The organism is Cobetia sp. 5-11-6-3, assembly GCF_013374055.1.
Lineage (GTDB): Bacteria > Pseudomonadota > Gammaproteobacteria > Pseudomonadales > Halomonadaceae > Cobetia > Cobetia marina.
In genome coordinates, this window is sequence record NZ_BLWJ01000011.1 from 44,925 (window position 1) to 69,094 (window position 24,170).

At 61.5% G+C, this 24,170-nt stretch carries 20 protein-coding genes; 9 read left to right on the forward strand and 11 right to left on the reverse strand.

The features are described 5' to 3' along the window. Nucleotides 1–106 precede the first annotated feature (106 nt). Together purN and purM are read right to left on the reverse strand one after the other, a co-directional pair. On the reverse strand, nt 107–883 hold the full coding sequence (gene purN, locus HXS66_RS15635) for a phosphoribosylglycinamide formyltransferase (RefSeq protein WP_176494409.1): 777 nt from the start codon (nt 881–883) through the stop codon (nt 107–109). Next, nucleotides 880–1,962: a phosphoribosylformylglycinamidine cyclo-ligase gene (purM, locus tag HXS66_RS15640; RefSeq protein ID WP_176503999.1), complete on the reverse strand. Its 1,083-nt coding sequence runs from the start codon at nt 1,960–1,962 to the stop codon at nt 880–882. Before purM ends, purN begins: the two co-directional genes overlap by 4 nt. Nucleotides 1,963–2,270: 308 nt before the next feature. Between purM and HXS66_RS15645 the strand changes: the two genes are divergently transcribed. The 3 genes from HXS66_RS15645 (at nt 2,271) to HXS66_RS15655 (ending at nt 4,696) form a co-directional block, all read left to right on the forward strand. Beyond that, a complete protein-coding gene (locus tag HXS66_RS15645) occupies nt 2,271–3,380 on the forward strand; it encodes an AI-2E family transporter (protein ID WP_127734819.1) in 1,110 nt (369 codons plus the stop codon). 37 nt (nt 3,381–3,417) lie between these two features. Then, nucleotides 3,418–4,116: a DnaA regulatory inactivator Hda gene (gene hda, locus HXS66_RS15650; protein ID WP_176504000.1), complete on the forward strand. Its 699-nt coding sequence runs from the start codon at nt 3,418–3,420 to the stop codon at nt 4,114–4,116. 106 nt (nt 4,117–4,222) lie between these two features. Continuing rightward, entirely contained in the window at nt 4,223–4,696 is a 474-nt protein-coding gene (locus HXS66_RS15655; protein WP_141392605.1) for a phosphate-starvation-inducible protein PsiE, read from the forward strand. A gap of 58 nt (nt 4,697–4,754) precedes the next feature. On the opposite strand, the gene HXS66_RS15660 is transcribed toward HXS66_RS15655, so the two are convergent. Further along, a complete protein-coding gene (locus HXS66_RS15660) occupies nt 4,755–5,186 on the reverse strand; it encodes a secondary thiamine-phosphate synthase enzyme YjbQ (protein WP_176504001.1) in 432 nt (143 codons plus the stop codon). 554 nt (nt 5,187–5,740) lie between these two features. Here HXS66_RS15660 and HXS66_RS15665 point away from each other — a divergent pair. Beyond that, nucleotides 5,741–7,447 (forward strand): ATP-dependent endonuclease, encoded by a 1,707-nt coding sequence (locus HXS66_RS15665; protein WP_176504002.1) that lies wholly within the window; start codon nt 5,741–5,743, stop codon nt 7,445–7,447. 243 nt (nt 7,448–7,690) lie between these two features. Here the strand turns inward: HXS66_RS15665 and HXS66_RS15670 are convergent, their stop codons facing one another. Then, nucleotides 7,691–8,599 (reverse strand): LysR family transcriptional regulator, encoded by a 909-nt coding sequence (locus HXS66_RS15670; protein ID WP_176504003.1) that lies wholly within the window; start codon nt 8,597–8,599, stop codon nt 7,691–7,693. A gap of 863 nt (nt 8,600–9,462) precedes the next feature. Here HXS66_RS15670 and HXS66_RS15675 point away from each other — a divergent pair. From HXS66_RS15675 to HXS66_RS15685, 3 genes are all read left to right on the forward strand, one after another. Continuing rightward, on the forward strand, nt 9,463–11,484 hold the full coding sequence (locus HXS66_RS15675; RefSeq protein ID WP_176504004.1) for a TonB-dependent receptor domain-containing protein: 2,022 nt from the start codon (nt 9,463–9,465) through the stop codon (nt 11,482–11,484). A gap of 414 nt (nt 11,485–11,898) precedes the next feature. After that, the gene (locus HXS66_RS15680; protein ID WP_077374146.1) at nt 11,899–12,360 is read left to right on the forward strand and encodes a flavodoxin domain-containing protein; all 462 of its coding nucleotides are present in this window, start codon (nt 11,899–11,901) and stop codon (nt 12,358–12,360) included. Between the two features lie 87 nt (nt 12,361–12,447). Further along, a complete protein-coding gene (locus tag HXS66_RS15685; protein WP_077374143.1) occupies nt 12,448–12,861 on the forward strand; it encodes a hypothetical protein in 414 nt (137 codons plus the stop codon). 101 nt (nt 12,862–12,962) lie between these two features. Here HXS66_RS15685 and ppnN read toward each other — a convergent pair whose 3' ends face one another. Together ppnN and HXS66_RS15695 are read right to left on the reverse strand one after the other, a co-directional pair. Next, entirely contained in the window at nt 12,963–14,375 is a 1,413-nt protein-coding gene (gene ppnN, locus HXS66_RS15690) for a nucleotide 5'-monophosphate nucleosidase PpnN (RefSeq protein WP_077374140.1), read from the reverse strand. Between the two features lie 16 nt (nt 14,376–14,391). Continuing rightward, a complete protein-coding gene (locus HXS66_RS15695) occupies nt 14,392–14,691 on the reverse strand; it encodes a hypothetical protein (protein WP_077374137.1) in 300 nt (99 codons plus the stop codon). 293 nt (nt 14,692–14,984) lie between these two features. On the opposite strand from HXS66_RS15695, the gene HXS66_RS15700 reads away from it, so the two are divergent. Beyond that, nucleotides 14,985–15,926 carry a LysR family transcriptional regulator gene (locus tag HXS66_RS15700; protein ID WP_077374134.1) on the forward strand — a complete coding sequence of 314 codons (942 nt, stop codon included), beginning with the start codon at nt 14,985–14,987 and terminating at the stop codon, nt 15,924–15,926. Nucleotides 15,927–16,208: 282 nt separating this feature from the next. Continuing rightward, nucleotides 16,209–17,900, forward strand: coding sequence for an acetyl-CoA hydrolase/transferase family protein (locus tag HXS66_RS15705; RefSeq protein ID WP_255303308.1), 1,692 nt, complete (start codon nt 16,209–16,211; stop codon nt 17,898–17,900). A 132-nt stretch (nt 17,901–18,032) separates the two neighbouring features. Here the strand turns inward: HXS66_RS15705 and HXS66_RS15710 are convergent, their stop codons facing one another. The 5 genes from HXS66_RS15710 to HXS66_RS15730 form a co-directional block, all read right to left on the reverse strand. Next, entirely contained in the window at nt 18,033–18,362 is a 330-nt protein-coding gene (locus HXS66_RS15710; RefSeq protein WP_077374131.1) for a YkgJ family cysteine cluster protein, read from the reverse strand. A 79-nt stretch (nt 18,363–18,441) separates the two neighbouring features. Continuing rightward, nucleotides 18,442–20,964, reverse strand: coding sequence for a YjbH domain-containing protein (locus HXS66_RS15715; RefSeq protein WP_176504005.1), 2,523 nt, complete (start codon nt 20,962–20,964; stop codon nt 18,442–18,444). A 99-nt stretch (nt 20,965–21,063) separates the two neighbouring features. After that, entirely contained in the window at nt 21,064–22,032 is a 969-nt protein-coding gene (locus HXS66_RS15720) for a hypothetical protein (protein WP_176504006.1), read from the reverse strand. Continuing rightward, nucleotides 22,032–22,805: a YjbF family lipoprotein gene (locus tag HXS66_RS15725; RefSeq protein ID WP_077374126.1), complete on the reverse strand. Its 774-nt coding sequence runs from the start codon at nt 22,803–22,805 to the stop codon at nt 22,032–22,034. The genes HXS66_RS15720 and HXS66_RS15725 overlap by 1 nt, the downstream gene beginning before the upstream one ends. After that, nucleotides 22,805–23,275, reverse strand: a complete 471-nt coding sequence (locus HXS66_RS15730; protein WP_176504007.1) for a hypothetical protein — start codon at nt 23,273–23,275, stop codon at nt 22,805–22,807. Before HXS66_RS15730 ends, HXS66_RS15725 begins: the two co-directional genes overlap by 1 nt. Nucleotides 23,276–24,170: the final 895 nt, after the last annotated feature.

Genomic DNA, 24,170 nt, shown 5'->3' on the forward strand with positions numbered 1-24,170 from the left:
AGCGTGAGAGACAAGAAGACCCCGTGACATTGGCATGTCGCGGGGTCTTCTGTTTTCAGCTCGCTGTCAGCTCAGCCTGCCTTGTCAGCAAGGCAGACAGTGCGGATCAGTCTTCTTCGCCTTCCGGCAGCTCATCGCTGAGCTCTTCTTCCACATCGGCGTGGGAGAGGCGCAGACCGCCCACCGGCAGGTCATGGCCATCCAGCTTGGCCACTTCGCCGTCGAGCTTCAGGCGGCCTTCGAGGAACCAGCGCACCGCGATCGGGTAGATCAGATGCTCACGCGTGTGCACGCGTTCCTTGAGGCTGGCTTCGTCATCACCTTCCAGCACGTTGGCGACGGCCTGGATCGCCACCGGGCCACCGTCGAGCTCTTCGGTGACGAAGTGCACGCTGGCGCCGTGTTCCTTCTCGCCGGCTTCCAGAACCTTGCGATGGGTATCAAGGCCCGGCCAGGCCGGCAGCAGTGACGGATGGATGTTGATCAGTCGACCGAAGAAGCGCTGCACGAAGATCGGCGACAGGATGCGCATGAAGCCGGCCAGCACGATGAGATCCGGCTCGTGGCGTTCGATCACCTTGATCAGGGCGCCATCGTAGTGCTCGCGATTCTCGTACTCGTCATGCGGCAGCACCACGGCATCCACGCCCGCTTCGCGCGCACGCACCAGGCCGTAGGCATCGGCCTTGTTGGAAATCACCGCGACCACGTCGCCGCCCAGCTCATCGTGCTCCTGAGCCTCCAGCAGCGCCTGCAGGTTGCTGCCGCTGCCGGAGATCAGTACCACGACGCGTGGGCGTACCGGCGTGTCATCCGCCTCGAAACCGTTGCCGAAGCCGCCGAGAGTGTCACCGTTGGAGGCGTTGGTGGTCGGTTCGATCATGCGGACAGATTCTCCAGCTGGACCTGTTCTTCTTCGCCCTTGCGTGCACGGATGGCACCGAGGGTGAAGACCGTCTCGCCCTGGGCTTCCAGGTGAGCGCGCGCGGCATCGGCATCCGCCGCGGCCACGACGATGACCATGCCGACGCCACAGTTGAGCACGCGGTGCATCTCGTGCTCCTCGACATTGCCCTGCTGCTGCAGCCAGTCGAACACGGCCGGACGCTTCCAGCTGGCGACGTCGATCTCGGCGGTGCAATCATGCGGCAGCACGCGCGGGATGTTCTCGAGCAGGCCACCACCGGTGATGTGGGACATGGCGTGCACGCTGACATCGCTTTCCTTGAGCAGGGACAGCAGCGGCTTGACGTAGATGCGCGTCGGCGCCATCAGGGCGTCAGCCAGCGGCTGGCCGTCGATCTGCTGCTCCAGCAGCGAGGCATCGGCGACTTCGAGAATCTTGCGGATCAGCGAGTAGCCGTTGGAGTGCGGGCCGGAGGAGGCCAGACCCAGAATCACGTCGCCTTCGCCGACCTTCTTGCCGTCGAGGATCTCGGACTTCTCGACCACACCGACGCAGAAGCCGGCCAGGTCGTAGTCACTGCCTTCGTACATGCCCGGCATCTCGGCCGTCTCGCCGCCGACCAGTGCACAGCCGGACTGCAGGCAGCCTTCGCCGATCCCGGTGACGACGTCAGCGGCGATGTCGACGTCCAGCTTGCCGGTGGCATAGTAGTCGAGGAACTGCAGCGGCTCGGCGCCGGCGACCACCAGATCATTGACGCACATGGCGACCAGATCGATGCCGATGGTGTCGTGACGGTTGAGGTCCATGGCCAGGCGCAGCTTGGTGCCCACGCCATCGGTACCGGTGACCAGCACGGGCTGGCGATAGCCTTGCGGCAGTTCGCACAGGGCGCCGAAGCCACCCAGACCACCCATCACTTCCGGGCGGTGAGTGCGCTTGGCGACACCCTTGATGCGTTCCACGAGGGCGTTGCCTGCATCGATATCGACACCTGCATCCTTGTAGCTCAAGGAAGTCTTGCTGGGCGAGGAGTCCTGGGGGCGTTGCGTCATGTGAGGTTCCTGTCGGTGCGGCCTGAGCGGTGAGACACGATCGATCGGGGGAAAGAAAGGCGGCTATTGTAGCATTGCGCTTCACGGCTGACACCGTGGCGTTTCACAAAAAATGGCCATGATGTGAAAGACACGCCCCGAGCGCTTTCCTGAGGGCGCGCCAGTCCCTTTGGCCATCTTTCGTCAGGTGGGTCGTCCCGTTCGCCGGGCGCTTGTGGGTGAGTCAGTGACAGGCAACAATGGGGGCATGCGTGGACCGTCGGCGACATGCCGCCTGTGAGCCACACAGCTTGTCTCAAGGAGTGATGATGCAGCGTAAATGGTGGTTGCTGGCCGCAGGCGTGGCCCTGCTCGGGTTGCTGGTTCTGCTGGAGCCGATTCTGATGCCGTTCTTCATCGGCATGATTCTCGCCTATCTGGGCGACCCGCTGGCCGACTGGCTGGAAGAGAAGGGCCTGTCGCGCCGACTGGCCGTCAGCCTGGTGTTCAGCGTGCTCTCGGTGGTGCTACTGATCGCGCTGCTCATTCTGGTGCCGCTGCTCGGGCGTCAGCTGGCGCAGTTGATCAGCTTCATGCCGATGGTCTTCAACTGGATACGCGAGACGATCCTGCCGGAAGTGCAGGCCTTCACCGGCATGGATTTCAGCGCCGATTTCGATCAGGTGCGCTCGCTGCTGCTGGGCAACTGGAAGGAAACCGGTACCTTCGCCGCCGCCTTTTTGGGCACCGTCTCCAAATCCGGGCTCGCCATGGCCATCTGGCTGGGCAACCTGGCGCTGATTCCCGTCGTCACCTTCTATCTGCTGCTCGACTGGGACCGTATGAAGGAGAAGCTGCAGGGGCTCCTGCCGCGCCACATGGAGCCGACCGCCACGCGGCTGGCCCATGACTGCGACGAGGTGCTGGGTGCCTTCCTGCGCGGGCAGCTGCTGGTGATGCTGAGTCTGGGCATCGTCTATGCCATCGGCCTTGCCATCATCGGCCTCAAGTTCGCGCTGCTCATCGGGCTGGTGGCGGGGCTTGCGAGTATCGTGCCGTATCTGGGCGTCATCGTCGGAGTGTTGATCGCGGCGACGGTGGCCTTCTTCCAGTTCGGCGAGTGGTGGGCGCTGCTGGCGGTGGGCGGTGTCTTCGCGCTGGGGCAGCTGCTGGAAGGCGTGGTGTTGCAACCCCTGCTGCTGGGCGACAAGATTGGCCTGCACCCCGTGGCGGTCATCTTTGCCGTCATGGCCGGCGGGCAGCTGTTCGGGTTCACGGGCATTCTGCTGGCGCTGCCGGTAGCCGCCGTGATCATGGTGCTCTTGCGTTATCTGCATGATCGCTATAAAAACAGTACTTTATATGATCAACAGCGTGATTCTCGCCCCGTGGCCGCCAGTGAGCCACCCGCGTCTTCGGCGGCAGAGGATACCCAGTGATCGAGAGAGATCACGGCAACAACAACCAGCATGACGGATGGCAATGACACAGGGACAGATGGCACTCGGCGTCGGGGTACGCGACGCCGCGACCTTCGACAACTACCACTTCACCTCCACCTCGCTGGCAGAGGCCCTCAAGGGGCAGCTTGCTGACGGCGGGGAGCCCTTCGTCTATCTATGGGGCGGTGAGCAGAGTGGGCGTAGCCATCTGTTGCAGGCGGCATGCCATCTGGCGGGAGAGCAGGGCAAGCGTGCCTTCTACCTGCCGCTCAAGGAGATTGGCCACTTCCCGCCGCACATGCTGGAGGGGTTGGACGAGATGGATCTGGTCGCCATCGACGACCTCGAGAGCGTGATCGGCCGCAAGCGCTGGGAAGAGGCGCTGTTCCACCTCTACAACCGCCTGCGTGACAGTGGCCGCCACCTGCTGGTCAGCGCCAACTGTGCGCCGCGCCTGCTTCCCGTCACCCTGCCGGACCTGGCCTCACGCCTCTCCTGGGGCGTCACCTTCCACCTCTCCGGGCTGGATGATGGCCAGCGTCTCGAGGCGCTCAAGCTGCGCGCCAAGGACCACGGCCTCGCGCTGCCCGATGAAGTCGCCCGCTACATCCTGCATCGTGGGCCGCGCAGCCTGCCGGGTCTGTTCGCCGCGATGATCGAGCTCGACAACGCCTCGCTCTCCGCCCAGCGCAAGCTCACCATTCCCTTCGTCAAGCAGACCCTCGGCTGGTAGACGCCGCGCCTGCGCATTGCCTCAGCGTCAGAATCCGTGATGCTGCGACCGGGTGGCACCGTTCTTGCTGCCTCTTTCTCATCATCCCTCTTCGAGGACACAAGGCATGAAGCGGCTAGACAAGCACCGGGAACGCATGCACGAACAAGCCAACTCGATCGGCAACTTCCTGGTCGAAGGCTTTCATTATCTGGGCCTGTTCGCCATCGGCGGGGCCATCGCCATTGCCTCGGTGTCGGCCTTCTTCGAGATGTTCGCCAAGGGCTCGGCCAGCGTCGATGACATCCTGCTGCTGTTCATCTATCTCGAACTCGGCGCGATGGTCGGTATCTACTTCAAGACCAACCACCTGCCGATCCGTTTCCTGCTCTACATCGCCATCACCGCGCTGACGCGCTACCTCATCGGCGATGTCTCCCACCACAAGGCCCCCGATATCGGCCTGCTCTACCTCTGCGGCGGCATCTTCTTCCTCGCCCTCTCGGTACTCGCCGTACGCTACGCCTCCTTCAAATACCCCTCCAGCAAATCCATCGACCCGATGGGCGGTACGGTAGGGGACGAGGATTCGACGCGATAAACCCGTGTTTCAGTAGCTTCTGAAGACCCAAAAGGCCGCGATCACTTGCGGCCTTTTTTCATTCTCCACTCAGCGTCAGACACAACCTGCGGCTGCCGCCGTGGTCGCGGTGTTCACCGAGCCAGATGCCTTGCCAGGTGCCGAGGGCGAGGCGGTTGACGCCGCGGCGGGCTTCGACGGGCAGGGTGAGTTGGGTGCCGAGCAGGCTGGCGAGTACATGGGCGGGCATGTCGTCATCGCCTTCGAGGGTGTGGCGGAAGTAGGGCAGGTTGCCGGGCACCAGACGGCGCAGGAAGGCGTCCATGTCGTGACGCACGTCGGGGTCGGCGTTCTCGTTGAGGGTCAGCGAGGCGGAGGTGTGCAGCAGCTGCACATGCAGCAGGCCGACACTGGCCGGTGGCATTTCGGCCAATGCCTGCTCCACCTCGTCACTGACGAGGTGAAAACCGCGCTTGCGGGCGGAGAGGGTGAGAGTGTCGCGTTGCCACATGAGAAGCCCTGCCTGTCGTTGATTCAGTACATGCTAAACATGACAAGCCAGAACGCAAAAGGCCAGCCCTAAAGGGAAAGCTTTCATGTTTTGTATATCGATGGATTATTATTTATTAGTAGTAATAGGTGTGGTTGCAATGCAACAATATACGGCTATCGTGTTAGCGGCTTCTTCTATACTGTTCTTATTCCAACTACTCGGATATACTATGTTAAGCAATAAGTTGAATCAATTGTGATAGTGAAGAGTATATGTGGTATTGATAGTGATGCTTTTGTTCCATGAGTGACTCATATGTAATGATTGAGTGAAGTGCGCCTATGTATATAGTCACGAGGACTATCTTGCTCTATAAGTTTTTTTCATATAGGATTGTCGATGTTTTTGTGGTTATATTTAAGCCAATAAGTTTAAATATCTTAAATATAACAAGTTTTGAGTGAGTTTTTGAGCATTCTGTTGCTAAAGGAAATCGCAAAAAGCTTGTATTGTAAGTTTGATTAGAATACTTTCAGTATATTGCTGATGTTATCTCTGTGTAAGGAGTGGTAATGTATATTTCCAAGATAAAGCTAGAGAATTTTAAGACTTTCAACAGTCTTGAGATTGATTGCAATGAGAATTTCAATGTCATTGTAGGCGAAAACAACATAGGAAAAAGCACTATATTTGAAGCATTGCTGTTATGGAAATCAGCATATGACAGTCTTATCCAGTCTAAAGATAGGAAGAAATTCTATAAGGCAAGCTCAAATTACTATATGCCTTTTTCTGATTTTCATCATATTAGGCTGTTTAATGATGACGATATATTTTTTAACCCTGGGGTTAATAGTGCTGCTATAACATTAGTTGTTACTGATGATCAAGATGTTTTTTCTCTAATGATTAGGTTTGACAAGCCTGGAATCAAGAATTCCTATTTTCGAATCTATAATAATGATTATTTCAGTGAGTTTGAGAGGTTCGCAAACCATGTTAGAGGAAAATCATGCTCGTTAAAAAATGCTATATTTTTGTATCAAACTCGTCCTGTATCGACTGTTTATAAAAATGAACCATTTTATAATAACGCACAAATTGAAAAAAAGATTAGTATTGGTAAGTCGCACGATGTTTTAAGGAATAAAATTCTTAAAACAGAAAACACTCAAGCCACTAGGGTTTCGGAAAAATTTCAAGATCTCGAGGGACGGCTCAATACGGTACTTGGAAAAGAGTATTCAATAAAATTTAAAAATAAAAATAGAATAGATGAAGAATATGTAAGAATTACAGCAGAGTGTCCATCACATCGTGAGCTTGAACTCTCGATGATGGGAAGCGGTTTTCTACAAGTTGCAGAGATTTTTGCTACGCTAGGATATATTGAGCGGAATATTGACGGAATTTGTTTGATCTTGATTGATGAGCCTGATTCACACATTCATTCTGATCTTCAATCGCAGTTAATAGATGAATTGAAGTCTCATAATGATAGTCAGTTGCTAGTTATTTCTCACAATGATCGATTGATTAGTAAGGTATCTGAAGGGGAGTTATTCTTCCTTAATGAAACTGTAAAGGATAGTGGTAGCTTAAAAGCTCTAACCATAGATGATTTTCCAACTGTGAAAGAAGGCTTGGCTAGCATTCTAACTACAATAGAACGCGCTGAGGATAAGCCGATCGTTCTAGTGGAGGGTAAAACTGACCAAAAAATCCTCACGACCGCTTGGGAGAAAATTTTTGGAAATATAGAAATTCCGTTTATATTTATAGCTTCAGGTATACAAATTAATGAAAATGAAAGAACTGGAAGTGCTGATACTGTCAGGAGGTCATTGGAATACGTAGCTAATTTACTTGATCACAGAATTATTGGGTTGTTTGATAATGATAAGGCGGGTAATGAAAGCTATAAGGGGCTGAATTCAAATGTGTTTCAGCCCTATATGATCACTAATGAGGTAAGGCGCCATAGAGAGAAAGATATATTTGGTCTGCTTCTACCGGTGCCAGATAATCGAGCACATTTCGTTAATCAGAACAAGATTACTCAACGATATTTCGTTATTGAGCATTATTTTTCTGATGAGGTGCTAGAAGTCAATGATATGAAAGATGATCCAATTATTGAGGGAGCAAGTGTGTTCCAGATTAAAGGGAGTAAGAAAACCTTCGCTGATAGATGTGCGAACCTTCCTGTCGAAGAATTTGATAGCTTTAGGATGCTATTCGAAAAACTAGATCAAATTATTCTCTCGACACATAGATAAAATTGTAAATCGAATGCTGATAGATACTGGGAGCGAGGTGATTGATGTCGACAAGTGCTTCGACGGCAGTGTGAGCTAGGATCCGAGTAGGCTTGCGATTACATGTGCAGGTATGGCGTAATCATATGCTAAACATGACAAGCCAGAACGCAAAAGGCCAGCCCCGGAGGGCTGGCCTTTTTGCTGTGGGCTGCGCTGGTTCATCTCAAGCGAGAGGAGGGCGACAGCATGGCATCGCTGCCATCAACCGGTGGTGGTGGCGGCTTCGCTGACGGTGCGGCGGGCGGCCTTGGCGGTGACGCGCTCCGGTTCTGTCTTGCCGATCTCGCGGGCGAGCCAGTCGGCGAGCATGCGCACGCGGGTCGGGATCGGGCCGCGCGGCAACAGCATGCCGATCTCGACCGGCGGGATCTCGTCGCATTCCAGACGCTTGAAGGACTGGCCGTTGCGCTCGCTGAGCGAGTTGACCCAGTCGATGGGCAGCACGGCGCGAATCAGACCATCGGCGACGTAGTCGGTAAGGACTTCGAGGTCATCGGACTGGATGTGATTCGGGCGCGGGTCTTCCGGGTGACGCGAGAGCGAGGTGCCGGAGACGAGCGGTTCCAGCTCGCCCCACGGCAGTTCTTCGGGATGCTCGACATGCGAGGCCGCGTAGGCGGCTTGCTGCCACTGGGTCAGCGGGCGGAAGACGTGAGTGCTGCCGGCCAGGTGCGGGAAGCCGATGACCAGATGCGGCTGGTTCTCGAGAATCTCGCGACCGTTGTGCCACAGCTTCAGCTTGATATCGACTCCGTCATGCTCTGACAGGAAGCTGGTGAGAGCGTGGCCCAGGAAGTGACGACCCAGCGCTGGGGTGGCGTGGATCCGAATGGTGCCGGTGAGGTCCGACTGACGATCCTCGATGGCGCGGTGCGCTTCATCATCGAGGTTGGCCATCGATCGTGCGTAGCGGTAGAGAGTCTCTCCCGCTTCCGACAGGCGGATACCGCGATGGCCGCGTTCCACCAGGCGAGTGCCGAAGCGGCCCTCGAGGGCGTCGAGGCGACGGCTGACGGTGGATTTGGGCAGGCGCAGGCGTTCGGCAGCACGGGACAGGCTGCCGAGATCCGCGACCATCAGAAAGGTGTTATAGGCGTCGATATCGCTCATCGAATAGGTCCGGTTGTTCAGGGGGTCGGGGTGTGTCGTCAGGGAAACACCCACCTTGTACGGGCCATGTCGGGCCCGTCGCAGCGCAGGGGCTGCACAACGGATTGCCTGTCGATGACCGTGCCCCTCGTACCGCGGGGGATGCCCCGGGCAAAGACGCGCTCATCGATCAACAACCGCTCCTGTCAGTCGTGCACCGCAGCGCACGTCGACAGGTCTTGCACTTGATTCTTGCCTTCAACTCTTGCGGCCGGCTCGTGAAGCCCGGTCTTGGGGCTCAGTCTTGAAGCCTAGTCTTGAAGCCTGGTCTTGAAGCCCGGTCTTGAAACCGGTCTCGAAACCCGGCTTCGCGCACAGTGCCGCGCCAGAAACGCGAGAACGGATTTCAGGCGCTGGATGATGGTGACTCTGAGCAGGCTAACAATATCACCATCCCGTCATTGTTGCATCCAAAGTCGCACGCATTGCGCAATTCCGATCTCCGTGAAACGTGACACCTCGGCAGAATGCGCAACGGCGGGGGGACTGGCGTCATTGGCGGCATGACGGCTCAGACGTCAGTGACCGGAGATGGTTCCGTATCTGATGACAGACAGGTGAGAAAAAGTGTCTTTTTCGTGAGGCAAGGCGCAGGGCAGGTCCTTGCGCGGCTGGGGGGGGCCTTCTGCCACGAGAAATCGGGAATCGGCGAGGGGGCAGATGGGCGCGAGGCGAGTGGGCGTGCCCGTGAGGAGGGCACCCGGTTGCAGGTTTCGAGAAGAGGCGTTGCAGAAACGGTAGATGACGGAAATGTGCAAGAAAGTGCATTATCTCGACTGCAAAGAAGAATCATTATTATTATTAATCTTGGGAACGCTCCGCACATGACAGTCTGCCTCTCTTCGCGCCACACCGTCAGCGCTTCACGCGCGACGGTCTTCACTCCTCGTCCGCTGGTCGCGGCCATCGCCTTGCTGTGTGCCGGGACGGTCAATGCCGAGCCGCTGCAGATGCAGACACTGCAGGTCGAGGAGGATCGCCTCGAGGCCACGGCGGTGGTGGACAGCGAAGAGCTTGCCCTGCATCAGGCGCGTGATCTCAAGGACATCTTCCGCGATACGCCTTCCGTCACCGTTGGCGGCACCACGGCCTCCTCCGAGAAGCTCTACGTGCGCGGGCTGGAAGATACCAACCTCAACATCAGCATCGATGGCGCCAGCCAGAACGGCTACCTGTTCCACCACAGCTCCAACTTCAACATCGAGCCGGAGCTGCTCAAGCGCGCCGAGGTCCAGGCCGGGCCGGGGGCGGCGGACAACGGGCCGAACGCGCTGGGTGGCAGCATCAAGTTCGTGACCAAGGATGCCCAGGACCTGCTCAAGCCGGGTCAGAGCGTCGGTGGCATGGTGAAGGGCAGCACGGAATCCGCGGCAGATGCCGTCAAGGGCACGCTGTCGGTGTATGGGGAGGTGGCGCCCAACGCGGGGCTGCTGTTCACCACCAGCGCACGCAACAGCGATGACTACCGCACCGGCGGCGGTGATGAGGAAGAGGGTACCGGCGGTCATCAGCGCAGCTATTTCGGCAAGTTCAGCCTGCTGGATCAGGGCGCGCACAGCCTGCGACTCAGCGCGGAGCACAATGAGGACACCGGCATCTACTGCGTGCGTCCCAACATGGAGTGTCAGCCGTTCAACAACGCCAAGGTCGATACCGAGCTGAGCCGTGACACCTATAACGCCAACTACGATTTCGAACCGGGCTCGCGGCTGGTGGATGTGCACGCCAATGTCTTCCACTCCAGTACGGAAGTGGACCGCACGTCCCTCGCTACCGGGGCCAGCTCGAATGCCAAGGTCGAGAGTGTCGGGGGGGATCTCAACAACACCTTCCGCTTCGGCCCCGAGGCGATGAACAACCGTCTGACCCTGGGCAGTGATTACGTCGAGGATGAATCCAGCACCGCTGGCTTCGACGAGACGGCGCGCAACATCGCGCTCTACGCCCAGCACCGCATGACGCTCGGCGCGGTGGATCTGTCCTTCGGTGCCCGGGTCGATGACTACCGGACCGAATACGCCAATGGCGAGACGCTGGATGACACCGATGTCAGCCCCAACGCGAGCCTCAACTGGCGTGTCGGCGGGGGTGTCGAGCTGTTCACCGGCTATGCCACGGCCGTGCGTGGCAACAAGGGCCGCGAAGCCCTGTTGATCGACGGGGGCGTCGGCCCGGGCGAGACGCTGGTGGTCGAGCCGGGTCTCGAGGCCGAGACCTCGCGCAGCACCGAGGTCGGTGCCCGCTGGAAAGGCGAGGGCATCCTCACCCAGCGTGACCGCGCCGGACTGGAAGTCACCTACTTCGATACCCACTTCGACAACTACATCACCGAAGGGTCGGCGGGTGATGTGACCACCATCACCAACATGGAAGGTATCGTCACCAGCAAGGGTGTCGAGGCGCGAGCCACCTACGGACTGGGCGGCTGGGACATGACGCTGGGCTACCTGACCATGGACCTGGAAGACAACCAGGGCGAGACCGTGGTGGATGACATGGGGCTGGGCAACCAGACCGGAGACCGCTGGAGCCTGGACAACCGTTACACCTTCGCCGACCCGCAGCTGACTCTCGGCTGGACCGTGACCGCCTACGAGCGCCTCACCGACCTGCCGGATGACCAGAGCGAGCGTGCCGGTTACGCCACGCATGACCTCTACGCCAGCTGGGTGCCGGGTGACATGCCGGACCTGACTCTGACGGCCGGTATCTACAACCTGTTCGACAAGGAATACTCCGACCAGAACACCTTCTATCTGGAAACCAACAGCCCACGTGGCATCACGCCGGGCGCCATCACCAGCCCGGGGCGTGACGTGCGTCTGTCGGCGGCGTATCGCTTCTGATCAAAAGGTGCTGTCAGCCAGCGTGTCTCTGACGGAAGGGCATCGCCAGCGGTCGTGATCCAGGCTCGCACCCCGGGAGGCTTCACTGACGCGTAGCCCCGCTCCAGAGAACGAGGTAGCGACACGGCGGCAACGGCAGCACCGATGCAAGGGCATCAGCGCAGGAACGTCTGTGCAGGAACGTAAGCGCAAGAACGTCAGCGCAAGAAAAAAGCGGCGCCATCGTGTTTTCACGGTGGCGCTGTCCTGTCTTTGGAGTGCGCGTGCTCCATGGCGCGGGCCCCGGCCGGCCTGCGTCCCGCGGGCAGGCTGTGCTACCATCGCGACCAAATGTCGGAGAGCCGCTGCACGACTCTTCGCACCGCACTCACGTTCCCGCCCGTGGCGGGTGATCGTACGAATAAGGAAGGATGCATGGCGCTTCTGAAGATTTTTGTCGGCACGATGTATGGCGGCTCGCTGGATGTGGCCGAGCAGGTGCAACCGCTGTTCGAGCAGGCAGGCTATACGGTGGAAGTGCTTGACCAGCCGACACTGGAAGACTTGACGGAAACACGCCCGGATCTGGCGCTGTTCGTCACCTCCACCACCGGCAGTGGCGATGTGCCGGGCAACCTGAGCGGCTTCCTCAATGCGCTCTCGGCCCAGTCACCGGCGCTGGACTGGCTGCGTTATGGTCTGATCGCTCTCGGCGACAGCTCCTACGGCGAGACCTACTGCGGTGCCGGGCGTCAGCTGGACGAGCGTCTGGCGGATCTGGGCGCCACGCGCCACGGCGAGCGCCTCGAGATCGATGCCATGGAGACCTTCATGGCGGATGACGCGGCCCTGCCGTGGGTCGAGAGCTGGATTCCGACGCTGCCGGCGACCGCCTGACCCCGTCACGCCGGGCGTGCCCGGCGTCCGACTTCTTCATCGTGTTCGATTTCCACGTTGCCCGACCTTTCCTCGAGACTGCTGCACATGCCGAAACTCAATCCTGATCATCCGCGCGCCCGCAACCTGACACCGCAACGTGTCTCCGTGCTGGCGGGCCTCGCCATCGTGATGGTCGCCAACATTCCGCGTTTTCTGCTCAGCGGTGACACCACGCGCCTGATGCTGATCAGTGGCTTTGCCGTGGCCGTCGCGGCGCTGGGGGTCTACATCTATCGCCAGCTCTCCGATGTCGCCCAGGGCGAAGTGCCGAGACTGATGCGTCGCGTGTTCGTGTGGCTGGTGGTGGGCCTGGCGGCGATGGCAGCCTTCAACTTCGCCGCGCCGATGCTTGACCGCCCCAGGGAAGGGGCGCTGGAAGTGCTGGTCGATGGCCTGACACTGGGGCTGGTGGCGCATGTCATCAGTCTGTGGATGCATCGGGGCCGCAAGAGCGACTGAGCCCTGTCTGCCGCCTGCCGCAAACGACGACGCCCCCGGCCAGTGATGGTCGGGGGCGTCGTCGTATCAGGCCCGGGGCTGATGGCCCGGGCGTCACGGCCTCACTTGCACAGCGTGTAGCAGGGCTCGTAGTCGCTGCCCGGCAGCTTCATGCGGCCCTGGGCCACGAAGGAGGTGAGCAGGGCGTCGAGACGTTCCATCAGCTCGGCTTCGGCGGTCAGGCGGAAGGGCCCATCGCGCTCGATCTCCTCGATGCCTTCCTTCTTGACGTTGCCGGCGACGATGCCCGAGAAGGCACGACGCAGGTTGGCGGCCAGCTCATGCACCGGCTGGTTGCGATGCAGCGCCAGGCTCGACATGTTGGCGTGGGTCGGCGCGAAGGGCTGCTGGAAGTGCGGGGCGATATGCAGACGCCAGTTGTAGTAGAAGGCGTCGTGATGCTGACGACGGAACTCCGCGACGTCATCGATGCCGCCTCGCATGGTGCGCGCCACCTCGACCGGATTGTCGATGATGATGGTATAGCGCGAGCGCGCTTCCTCACCCAGCGTATAGGTGATGAACTCGTCGATCTGCTGGAAGTAGTCGGCGCTGGAGGCCGGGCCGGTGAAGATGACCGGGAACGGCAGGCCTTCGTTTTCCGGATGCAGCAGGATACCCAGCAGGTAGAGAATCTCTTCCGCGGTGCCCACGCCGCCCGGGAAGACGATGATGCCATGCGCGGTCCGCACGAAGGCCTCAAGGCGCTTCTCGATGTCCGGCATGATGATCAGTTCATTGACGATCGGGTTGGGTGACTCGGCGGCGATGATGCCCGGCTCCGAGATGCCCAGATAACGGCCCTGCTTGCGACGCTGCTTGGCATGCGCGACGTTGGCCCCCTTCATCGGGCCCTTCATCGCGCCGGGACCACAGCCGGTGCAGATGTCGAGTTCGCGCAGGCCGAGGTGATAGCCCACGTCCTTGGTGTACTCGTATTCCTCGCGATTGATCGAGTGGCCACCCCAGCAGGTGACGAGGCTCGGTTCACGCGAGGACTTCAGGGCACCGGCGTTGCGCAGGATATGGAACACCGCGTTGGTGGTGCCTTCGGTGGTGGAGAGATCGAAGCGGGGCGTGTTCTGGATCTCGTTGGCCACGTAGACGATATCGCGCAGCACGCTCGAGAGGTGCTCACGAATGCCGCGGATCATCTTGCCATCCACGAAGGCATCACCCGGCGCATTGTCGAGCTTCAGACGGATGCCACGATCCTGCTGCAGCACCTCGATCTCGAAGTCCTTGTAGGCATTGAGCACCGAGACGCTGTCATCGGTCTGGCTGCCGCAGTTGAGCACCGCCAGCGCGCAGCGGCGCAGGATGTCATGCAGGCCATTGGAGGAGGTGTCGCGCAGGCGATTGACCTCATCCTGGGAGAGAACTTCCAGGCTGCCTTCCGGTGAGATGATGGTGGAGACCAGCGTCGAGCTGGCATCGCGGGAGTAGGTGGTAGCTTCACTGGTGACAGAGTTCATGACCGTCTTCCTTGTGTCAGGCGCCCACGGCTGACTGGGCGCGGTTCCGGGCTTCTGCCCAGAGTTCGGCGATGCGCTCGCGGTCGTCCACGCTCATGCCGTCCTGGGCAAAGGCGTGCTGCATCCACTCTTCGAAGGTGGCGTCAAAATCTTCCGCGACCACATCGGCGGCATCGTAATCGGCGTTCTCGAGAACCAGTTCCACCTGGGGAATCATGTATCCCAGCGGGAAGAGGTCGACTTCGGCGCATTCGCTTTCCATGGCGAGCAGTGCCTTGTGGATGGCTTCGCCGCGCGCGGCCAGTGGATCAAGCATCTGGAGCATCTCGTGATTCGGGCCAGTCGCGAGGACTGGTCGGGGCAGAGGAAAGGCGCCGAGCCCTGCCGCGTCATTCGGGCATCGCCCACGAAAGACGCAGCCAGAGCGGCACCTGGCAATGAGGATGATGCTAACACGCGAGGGCGCCACGGCGCAGCGCTGCGCATGGCGGCTGGCTCTGGTAGAATCATGGCCTTTGCGGGTCGGTGGCCCTGTGCAGACATTCAGGCAGCTATCGGCAACACGACGCGCCGAGTCGCGTCCCCCGTTCGTGAGTGGTCAGTGCCTCCATGTTCAACGCCCAGTATTTTCGTACCTTCATCACCCTGGTGGAGACCGGCAGCTTTACCCATACCGCGCGCAAGCTGGAAATGACCCAGCCCGGCGTCAGCCAGCATATCCGCAAGCTGGAGCAGTACCTGGGGCGCTCGCTGCTCAACCGTCAGGGACGCAAGTTCTCGCTCACCGCAGCGGGGCGTCGCTGTTACGACTACTCCGTCAAGCTGTTTGCCGAGCACACCCAGTTCATGCACTCGCTGGATGATGACTCGCCCGACAGCGGGGAATGCCGTGTGGCCAGCCCCTCAAGCGTCGGGCTGATGTTCTATCCGTTCACGCTCGGCTATCAGCAGCAGCATCCGGGGCTGACGGTCAGCTACAGCTTCGCCTTCAATTCCGAGATCGTGCAGGACGTGCTGGCGGGGCGCTTCGATCTTGGCATCGTCACTGAGCCGGTCAAGCATCCGGATCTCAACTTCGAGCTGTGGCATCAGGAGCCGCTGTGCCTGGTGGTGCCCGCCGACTTCGCCGGCAACAGTCTCAATGAGCTGATGGCGCTGGGCTTCATGAATTACGCCGACGGCGTCAACAACGCCAGCGCCTTGCTGCGCGAGAACTTCGCCGGTGAATTCCGCTCGATGAGCCACTTCCCGCAGCAGGGTTTCACCAACGACATCGGCATGGTGCTGGATGCCGTGGCACGTGGCCTGGGCTTCACCGTCGTCTCGCGCACGGTGCTGGAGACGTCCCCGTGGCAGCGCCAGGTGCGCGAGATGCCGCTCACCGAGGCCGTCTACGAGAACCTGTACATCGTCACGCGTGACAATGCCGAGGTGCCGCGCCGCTATGAGCAGCTGCTGGGCGAATTCCGCCTGCAGCGCCGCAACACGCTCTACGGCTACGCCGATGCCCCGGAAAGCTTCGACAACATGGACCTCGACGGCATGGTGTAACGCCTGCCATGACGTGACAGGGCTCTCCTCAGGCCTGCCTGGCATCGCAAGACCCGCTCCTCGAAGCGGGTCTTCGTGTTTCTAGGGCAGGGACAGGCCCGCGTCAGGGCGTCGCTTGGAGCGCACCGTCCTGTTTCAGTGCGCGACCCCGGCTTGCGACCAAGGCCTGATGCGACGCCGCCACGGCGCGTGGGATGCTGGATGACAGCCTGACCAGTGTCGTGAGGTGTTTGCGCGACTTGCTGCCTACCCCTTGTTCGTTGTCATCGAGGAACCCGTACCGTGTCTTCTTCCAAGTCCCGATTCGTTGATGCACCGCCTGCCGCGAGCGACGTGGCCGATGCCCAGTCCTTTCGCCAGTCGTTCTCGCTGCTGTCGCGCATGGAGGTGACGGAGCTTGACGAGGCGCTGCATGGCGAGCTCGCCCGGCGCTGTCGCTGGCAGGGATGGGAGTCACGCCACATGAGCGCGAGCCAGGCCGCCGAGCTGATTCGCGATGGCATGACGGTGGGCATGAGCGGCTTCACGCGGGCGGGGGAGGCCAAGGCCCTGCCGCTGGCGCTGGTGGAGAAGGCGCGCCGCGAGCCGTTCGCCATCACGCTGATGACCGGCGCCTCGCTGGGCAATGACCTGGACGGTCAGATGGCGGACGCCCACATGCTGGCGCGGCGCATGCCGTTCCAGGTCGATCCGGTGCTGCGCCGTGCCATCAATGCCGGCGAAGTGATGTTCATGGATCAGCATCTCTCGGAGACGGTGGAGCTGCTGCGCAACCATCAGCTGAGTGACATGGACGTCGCGGTGGTCGAGGCCAGTGCCATCACCACCGACGGCGGGATCGTGCCGACCACCTCGGTGGGCAATTCGGCCAGCTACGCGATTCTGGCCGACAAGGTGATCATCGAGCTCAATCTCGAGTCCCCGGCGGCACTCGAGGGACTGCACGATATCTACATTCCGCAGATGCGCCCCAGCCGTCAGCCGATCCCGGTGGTGGCGCCGGATTCGCGTATCGGCACGCCGTACATCCCCATCGACCCTGCCAGGATCGCCGCCATCGTGTTGACGCGTGGCAAGGACAGCCCCTCGACCTGTACCCCGCCGGATGAGGATACCCGGCGGATGGCGGACCATCTGGTCGAACTGCTCAAGCAGGAGGTCACGCTGGGGCGTCTGACGCCTGCGTTGCTGCCGCTGCAGGCCGGGATCGGCAGCATGGCCAACGCGGTGATGAGCGGACTGAAGGAGGGGCCCTTCGAGCACCTCACCATGTACTCGGAGGTATTGCAGGACTCCACCTTCGATCTGCTGGATGCCGGCAAGCTCGACTTCGCCTCCGGCTCCTCCATCACCGTCACCGAGGAGCGCGGGCGCACCCTGTGGAAGGACCTCGAGCGTTACCGTGACCGTCTGATCCTGCGTCCGCAGGAGCTGTCCAATCATCCGGGCATCGTGCGGCGTCTCGGCGTGATCGCCGTGAATACCGCGCTGGAATTCGACATCTACGGCAACGTCAACTCCACCCACGTGTGCGGCACGCGGATGATGAACGGTATCGGCGGCTCCGGGGACTTCGCGCGCAATGCCCAGCTCTCGGTGTTCATCACCAAGTCACTGGCCAAGGGCGGGGATATCTCGAGCGTGGTGCCCTTCGTCAGTCACGTGGATCACACCGAGCATGACGTGGACATTCTGGTGACCGAACACGGCCTGGCGGATCTGCGGGGCCTGGCACCGCGAGAACGCGCGGTGCTGGTGATCGAGAACTGCGCCGACCCGCGCTATCGTCCCGCGCTGCGGGCCTACTTCGAGGAGGCCTGCCGGCGGGGCGGCCATACCCCGCATTGCCTGGAGCAGGCGCTCAGCTGGCATCGCGAGGTGGAAGTGCACGGCAACATGCGCGCCCTGTGCACGCCTGAGCAACGCGGCGATGTGCCGGCGGAGCAGGCAGGTGAGAAGGTCAGCGCCGGCTAGCGCGGCGTTCAGGCCGCTCTCGCCACCGGAGCGGCCAGAGGCCAGTCACCAGACGCCAGAAACCAGGGCGGCTCAGGCGACTGACTCAAGTGATTGACTCAAGCGACAGGCGACGAGCGACAGGAGGGCGGATCACTGATCCAGACCGTTTTCCTTGCGCTCGTCTTCGCATTCCGGGCTGCCCATCTCATAGTCACGGCATAGCTGGGGGCGGCGATCATAGATGGTGCACATCAGCGTCTCGCGATCGACGGCGGCACACCAGCCATCATCGAGGCGGCGCATGACTTCGCCCCCCCACTCATCCTCGTCGATCAGATAGTCCGGCACGCCGGTATCGGTGAGCAGGATGACCTCAAGCCTGCAGCAGCAGGCCTGGCAGTTGCTGCAGGTGATCTCGGGATTCACAGGTGTCGTATCGCCGGTAGCGAACGGCGATACGTCGGTAATCGGAATATTCATCGGGTCAGGGTCAGCCACAGTGAGTCAGGTGCCATCATCGGCACGCTTCAGCCGGCAGTGAAACATACTCACGCACGGATTACTTGTAGACCTTGTCGATCCCTTCCCAGTAGCCCTCGGGGTCCCGGTCATCGGTCATGTAATAGAGCTGGTAGCGACGATTGAGGCGCGCACCACCATCACGGGTCAGCGGTGCCCAGGCAAAGCCGGTACTGCCCTTGCTGGAGGTGGTGAAGAAGGCGTCCAGCGGAATGCTGACGTAGAGCCCCTTGTCGAAGCTGCCCTCGCCATAGTCATCGCCGGCATCGGTCATGGTTGCCCAGGCCCCGACGCTGACCCCGTTGGAGAAGCGGCGGGACAGATCCAGCGTCGCGCCGATATCGCCGGCCAGATAGCGCCCCACCGAGCCCTTGACCAGCACATCGTGCCAGCCGGACTGCCAGTAGGCGGTGGCATGGCCGGTGGTGACGGAATAGTCGCGCAGGCCGAACTGCTGATCGAATTCCCGCTGGCGGACGCGGTTGATATCCAACCCCAGTGCCAGCGAGCTGTTCATCGGGCGATAGAGCACCTCGGCACCGACACCGGCATACATCATCTCGAGAATGCCGCCGTAGGCCTGGGCATACCAGTCACGCCCGAACTGATGAGTGCGGGTGTACTGCAGATTGGTGATGCCCAGATCGGTCTCCTTGACGTAATCCCCGACGTAGGTGCGCACGCGTGGCAGGTCGGAGTCGGCGATGTACTCGTAGTTCTCGTAGTTGTCGGCCAGCTGATAGGTGGCCACGCCGGAGAACCAGCCATTGCGATCGGTGCGCCACAGGGCATCCAGCTGCAGGTTGAGCTGGTAGAGATAGCCGTCCGGTCCGCCGAAGTTTTGTTTCAGGTTGGGCGAGAATCCCCAGTTGAAGCCGGCGGGTTCCCTGTCCAGCAGCGTGGCGGCATCCGCGCTGGCGTCGTCGTCAGGCGCGGGAGAGGCGGCGCGAGCGGTGATGGAATGCTCGTACTCGGCACCGAAACGTCTGTCGTTGGCGGCCGCGACGAAGGCCTCTCGCGGATGCTCATCCTCGCGCAGCGCCAGGCCGTTGCTGCTCAGGCGGTAGCGGAAGTGGGTGATCTCGGCGGGCAGGCGGTTGTGCAGTACGCGATTGGCGCGGCCTTCGGCCTGCAGGTCCTTGCGAAAGCGCGTGGCCTCCGCCTCTATGACCAAGGTCTCGCCCTCTACCCGCAGGCGGGAGACTTCAAGCCCCGTCTGGGCACGCAGGGTCGCGGCCAGTGCCTGCCAGTCGACGTCCTCCAGCCGTATCGGCGCTGGCGGGCTTGCGGCGGGCTCGCCCGTGGTGGCACTCGGGGAGGTCGGCAGCGTCAGCAGGCGGCCTTGAGGCGCAGCCTCGTCGCCGGTCGGCGAGGGCGTTGAGAGCGGCGCAGCCTCGTCGCCGGTCGGCGAGGGCGTTGAGAGCGGCGCAGCCTCGTCGCCGTCCAGCGAGGTCGTTGAGAGCGGCGCAGCCTCGCCACCGTCCAGCGAGGGCGTTGAGGTCGGCGTGGCACCGGCGGGACGTGGCGGGCGATCCGACGGGACTGTCTCGCTGTCCCCACGATTGACGGCATCCAGCGAGCGCACCCGGAAGGCTTCCGGGGTCTGGTCATGGCGGTAGCGCGAATGGTGACTGGGGGCGACATCTTCCGGGGTGCCGTCATCCTTGGCCTGAGCCAGCCCCGCCAGATTGGTGGACAGTGACAGGCCCAGCATGGCGGTGTTGCCGCGCTCCCAGCCGCCATGCAGCGACAGGTTGTCATTGACCTTGAACGTCGCGCCCAGATTGAACGGTGAATCCTGGTCTATCTCCACCGTCAGGGGCTCGTCGGAGTAGTCGTTGCCCTCGTATTCCAGCATCAGGGTCAGCGGGTCCCAGGGCGTCTGATATTCGATACCGCCGAAGACGGCCGGGCTGCCACTGAACATGCTGCCCAGCTGGAAGTCGCCCCCGTTGTCGCTGGTGGTGTCGCTGCGCGTCTCGAGGCTGCTTCTCACCAGCGCCAGCGGGTTGCTGAAGTCGCCCCGCGTGCCCAGATAGCCCCAGCCAAGCCCCAGACTGACATCAAGATCACCATAGCGCTTGCTGGCCACCAGATATTCAGAGCTGAACAGCCCTGTACCGCCGAGATCTCGCAGGCCCACCGCAAGTGCCGGGCGATAACGGTCCTCTTCCCAGAGCCGGAACTTGGTGTCGAAGGATTTATCCAGGTAGTCGCGGTCCGGGGCGGCCTCACCGTAGCTGACCGTTTCCACCGAGACATAGCGAAAGCCCAGCTCCATCCACTCGAAGGGGGCGGCGTTGACGCTGAAGCGCTTGTAGGGCTGGGTACGGCTGTAGGTGAAGCTCAGCTCGCCCTGTGGGGCGAAGCGTGCCGTGGGAGTCTGCATCAGCCCCACGCCGCCGAAATCACTCTGGGATTCCCCGGTAGCGGCGTGGGCGATCTGGGCGCCGAGCAGGCCTCCCGCCATGCCGAGCGCCAGCCAGCCGGTGCGTGCCGGAGCAGGGCGCTGCTCGTCTCGGGGGCGCGTGGAGGGATGGGCTGGGCGAAAGGGACTCGACATGGGCGTCTCGCATGCTCCCGCGCGACAGGCGCGTGAGCGTGAATGAGGGTATGGAGGATAGAAACATCGAGGCGATGCCGGCAGTGCCGGGAACGACCGCTAGCGGGCCGGCGCTTGCGGGTCACTGCCTGACGTCCCGGGAGCTGTCGGCTCGTCGTCCGCTGACGGCAGCGAGGCGGCGTCCAGCTGCCAGCTGTGACAGTTCTCACCGGGCAGGCGGCTGGCCAGCCATTGCGGCAGCGCCTCGTTGACCCATTGCTGCGCGGTATCGATACCGGGGGTATGGATCACCAGGCTGGCTCCCGGCGCGACCGGCAGGTCGGCTGCGCCACGCGTGAGGCGATTCCAGCTGGCGATGGGCCGCGTGAGCACCTGCCCCTGGGGGGTGACGAGGCTGGCCCGTGCCGCCTGGCCCAGCGAGTCGGCGGCGCGGCGCTCATCGATCAAGGCGTCCAGTGTCAGGCCGGGGCTCCACTGGCGCTGGTGCACGCCGCTGGCGTCCAGGATCACCACGTCGCGGGGAGCCTGACAGGCGCCGATCACCATGCCGGGGGCGATGCGTATCGCCCGCGGGCCATCGCGCATGTCAGTGAGCGGATTCAGCTGGCCGGGCAGGCGTGCCAGCACGCTGCGTGGCTCACCCTGTTGACGGCCCTGATCGAGATAGCGCTGCCAGGCGTGCAACCCCTCGACATAGGCGGCCCGAGAGCTGCCCTCGGGCGCGCCCACCGCGTAGCGAGCCGCGATCAGTTCAATCTCGGCGCTCAGGCGGTTGGCGGTCGCGGCCATCTGCCGGCGAATCAGCGGCGTGCTGACGAAGCTGTAGCGCCAGTCCAGCGCCATGCGTGTCTGGTGGGAGGACCATTGCTGTTCCAGTACCTGACTGGCCAGTGGCGTGCTGGCGGCGCTGAAGGGCAGCGGCGTCTCGTTCGCCCGGGCGAGGGTCGGGGTCAGCAGGGCGGCCAGGCACACTCCCGTGGGCAGTGCGCGGGCGAGGGCGCGCAGCGGTCCCTCGACGCGGGCCGAATCGTGTGCGGGGCGAGCAGAATCACGTCGTGAAAAGCGCATTACCATGCCTTGGCGATCTCCCAGCCGAAGCGTGGCCCGTCCGGCCAGGCCGTCATGTCGGCGGCCCACACCCGAGTGGCATCGCGCCATATCTCGTTGGTGGTGGTGTGGCCATCGTCCCATGCCAGGGTCTCGGTGCAGTGTTGCAGCGACAGCTCGGCCAGTGGCAGCGCGTGTGGCGCGGCGGCCTCACAGCGCAGATGTGCATCGGCTTCATGCACCTGCATCACCGGCACGTCATCTTGATGCTGACTGCCGGAGGAAGCGGCATCTGCCCGCTCCAGCCGGCGAGGATAGGGGCTCAGGGCGCTGACACTGACGCGATAGCGGCTGTCGTCAGCCATCAGCCAGGCCGGACGCGCCAAGGCGCGCCCGGTAGTGCTTTGCTCATGCCTGTCCGCGATGTCTCGCGTGAAGCCGGATGTCGCGGACAGTACGCCGTCGCGCAGTTCGATGATGCCGCGGTCCTGGCTCTCGAAACGCGCGATGCGTCCCTCATCCTCGAGCGTGGCCAGCACGACCAGTGCCGTGTTGTTGCCATGCAGGAACTTGAGGGAGGCGTAGGGCAGTTCACTGGCGCGCGCCGCCTCGAAGTCATCCTTGCCGAAGGCATCGCCCACCGAACTGGCCACTATCTGGGCACAGCCGCTCACTGACACGGCACAGGCAGTGATGCCCAGCAGCGTCAGCGAGCGCCGGATGCCTGGAAGGTGCCTGGCTGGCGATTGGCGATGATTCGCGCCTGAACGACGCGATGCGGAGCGCGACGTCATCAACGTGTCCCGGTAGAGCCGGTGGTACCCGTCGTGCCGGTGGTACCGGTGGTGCCGGTCGTCCCGCCACCGACGGTGCCCGTGGCCGCGCCGGCCGCGATGCTGCCGCCGTTGGTGCTCGGGGTCACGCTGCCGGACGCGCTCTGGCTGGCCGTGCCGCTGCCAGCGGCGCTGCCGGTGGGAACGCTACCGGTCGTGCCGGTGGTGCCAGTCGTGCCGGTCGTGCCGGTAGTACCAGTCGTGCCGGTGGTACCGGTCGTGCCAGTGGTACCGGTCGTGCCAGTGGTACCGGTCGTGCCAGTGGTACCGGTCGTGCCAGTGGTACCGGTCGTGCCAGTGGTACCGGTCGTGCCGGTCGTCCCCGTCGCAGCCTGCCCAGCGGCAGGTGCCTCCTCTTCCGCCATGGCGTTGCCTGCCAACAGCAGGGCACCGGACAGGCCGAGAATGGCGCCGATATGTGACTTGCGCATATGAAGTCTCCTTGATGAGCATTGCCGGTCATCTGCCAGTCAGGGCGCTGCGATGACTGGGCTCGGTGATGGGTGGCCAAGGCCAGCGTCGTGCATGCCGGATGCCGTGCTGTCTCTGACCATCGGCAACACTGCTGCTGAGAGTTGCGTCGTGGTGTGCGTGAGCAAGCTCACGCCTGTTCCATGATGTGCAGGGCGCCGTCCCTGATACCGTCCGTAGCATCTTCCCTGGCGCAGCCTCGTCCTGAGGTGTTCCTGCCATGGCCGCATTCCCTGGCCACCGTATTGCTCGCTTTCGAGGTGATGACATCGCCGTCGTCATGAGAAATGTGCATGCACATTTCAGACGGACGCCTCTCTCTATCCCCCCGTGAAAGCGAGGCCCATGTTAACCAGAAAATGTCGGCTGTCTAGCGAGAGAAGTCGCGTCGATGTGGCGTTGATGGAAAGCGAAATATTTATGTAAAAAAGAGTAATCGTGGTGTGGATAAAAGCAGACATGCCTGTCGATATTTCAGACACCGCGGGCGCTGGACTTGATCCGCATGGCTGCTGAAATTCTTGTGAAGGATGTGTCGATTTGCAGACGAACCCAGCGTTGCACTGTCTGTGATCAGCTACGTCGCCATGTGGCGGTTAGCGACACACGTCGTGCTGATGATGATACAAAGCAATGTTTTTATTGGATTTTTGTAACAGCGCTCGATTGGCGAGCGGCGTGGATCAGGTAAAATGCGCAACAGATGGAGTCTGGTCACTCCACTCTTGATGCCCATGAAGACGACGCAGCGGACAGTGCGATAAACGTTGCCATCACGTTGTAGAACCTGCGCCGTCAGGTGGGTGTGGTGGGCACTGTCGATGGCGTGAATATGTGCCTGTAAAAGGTGTCATC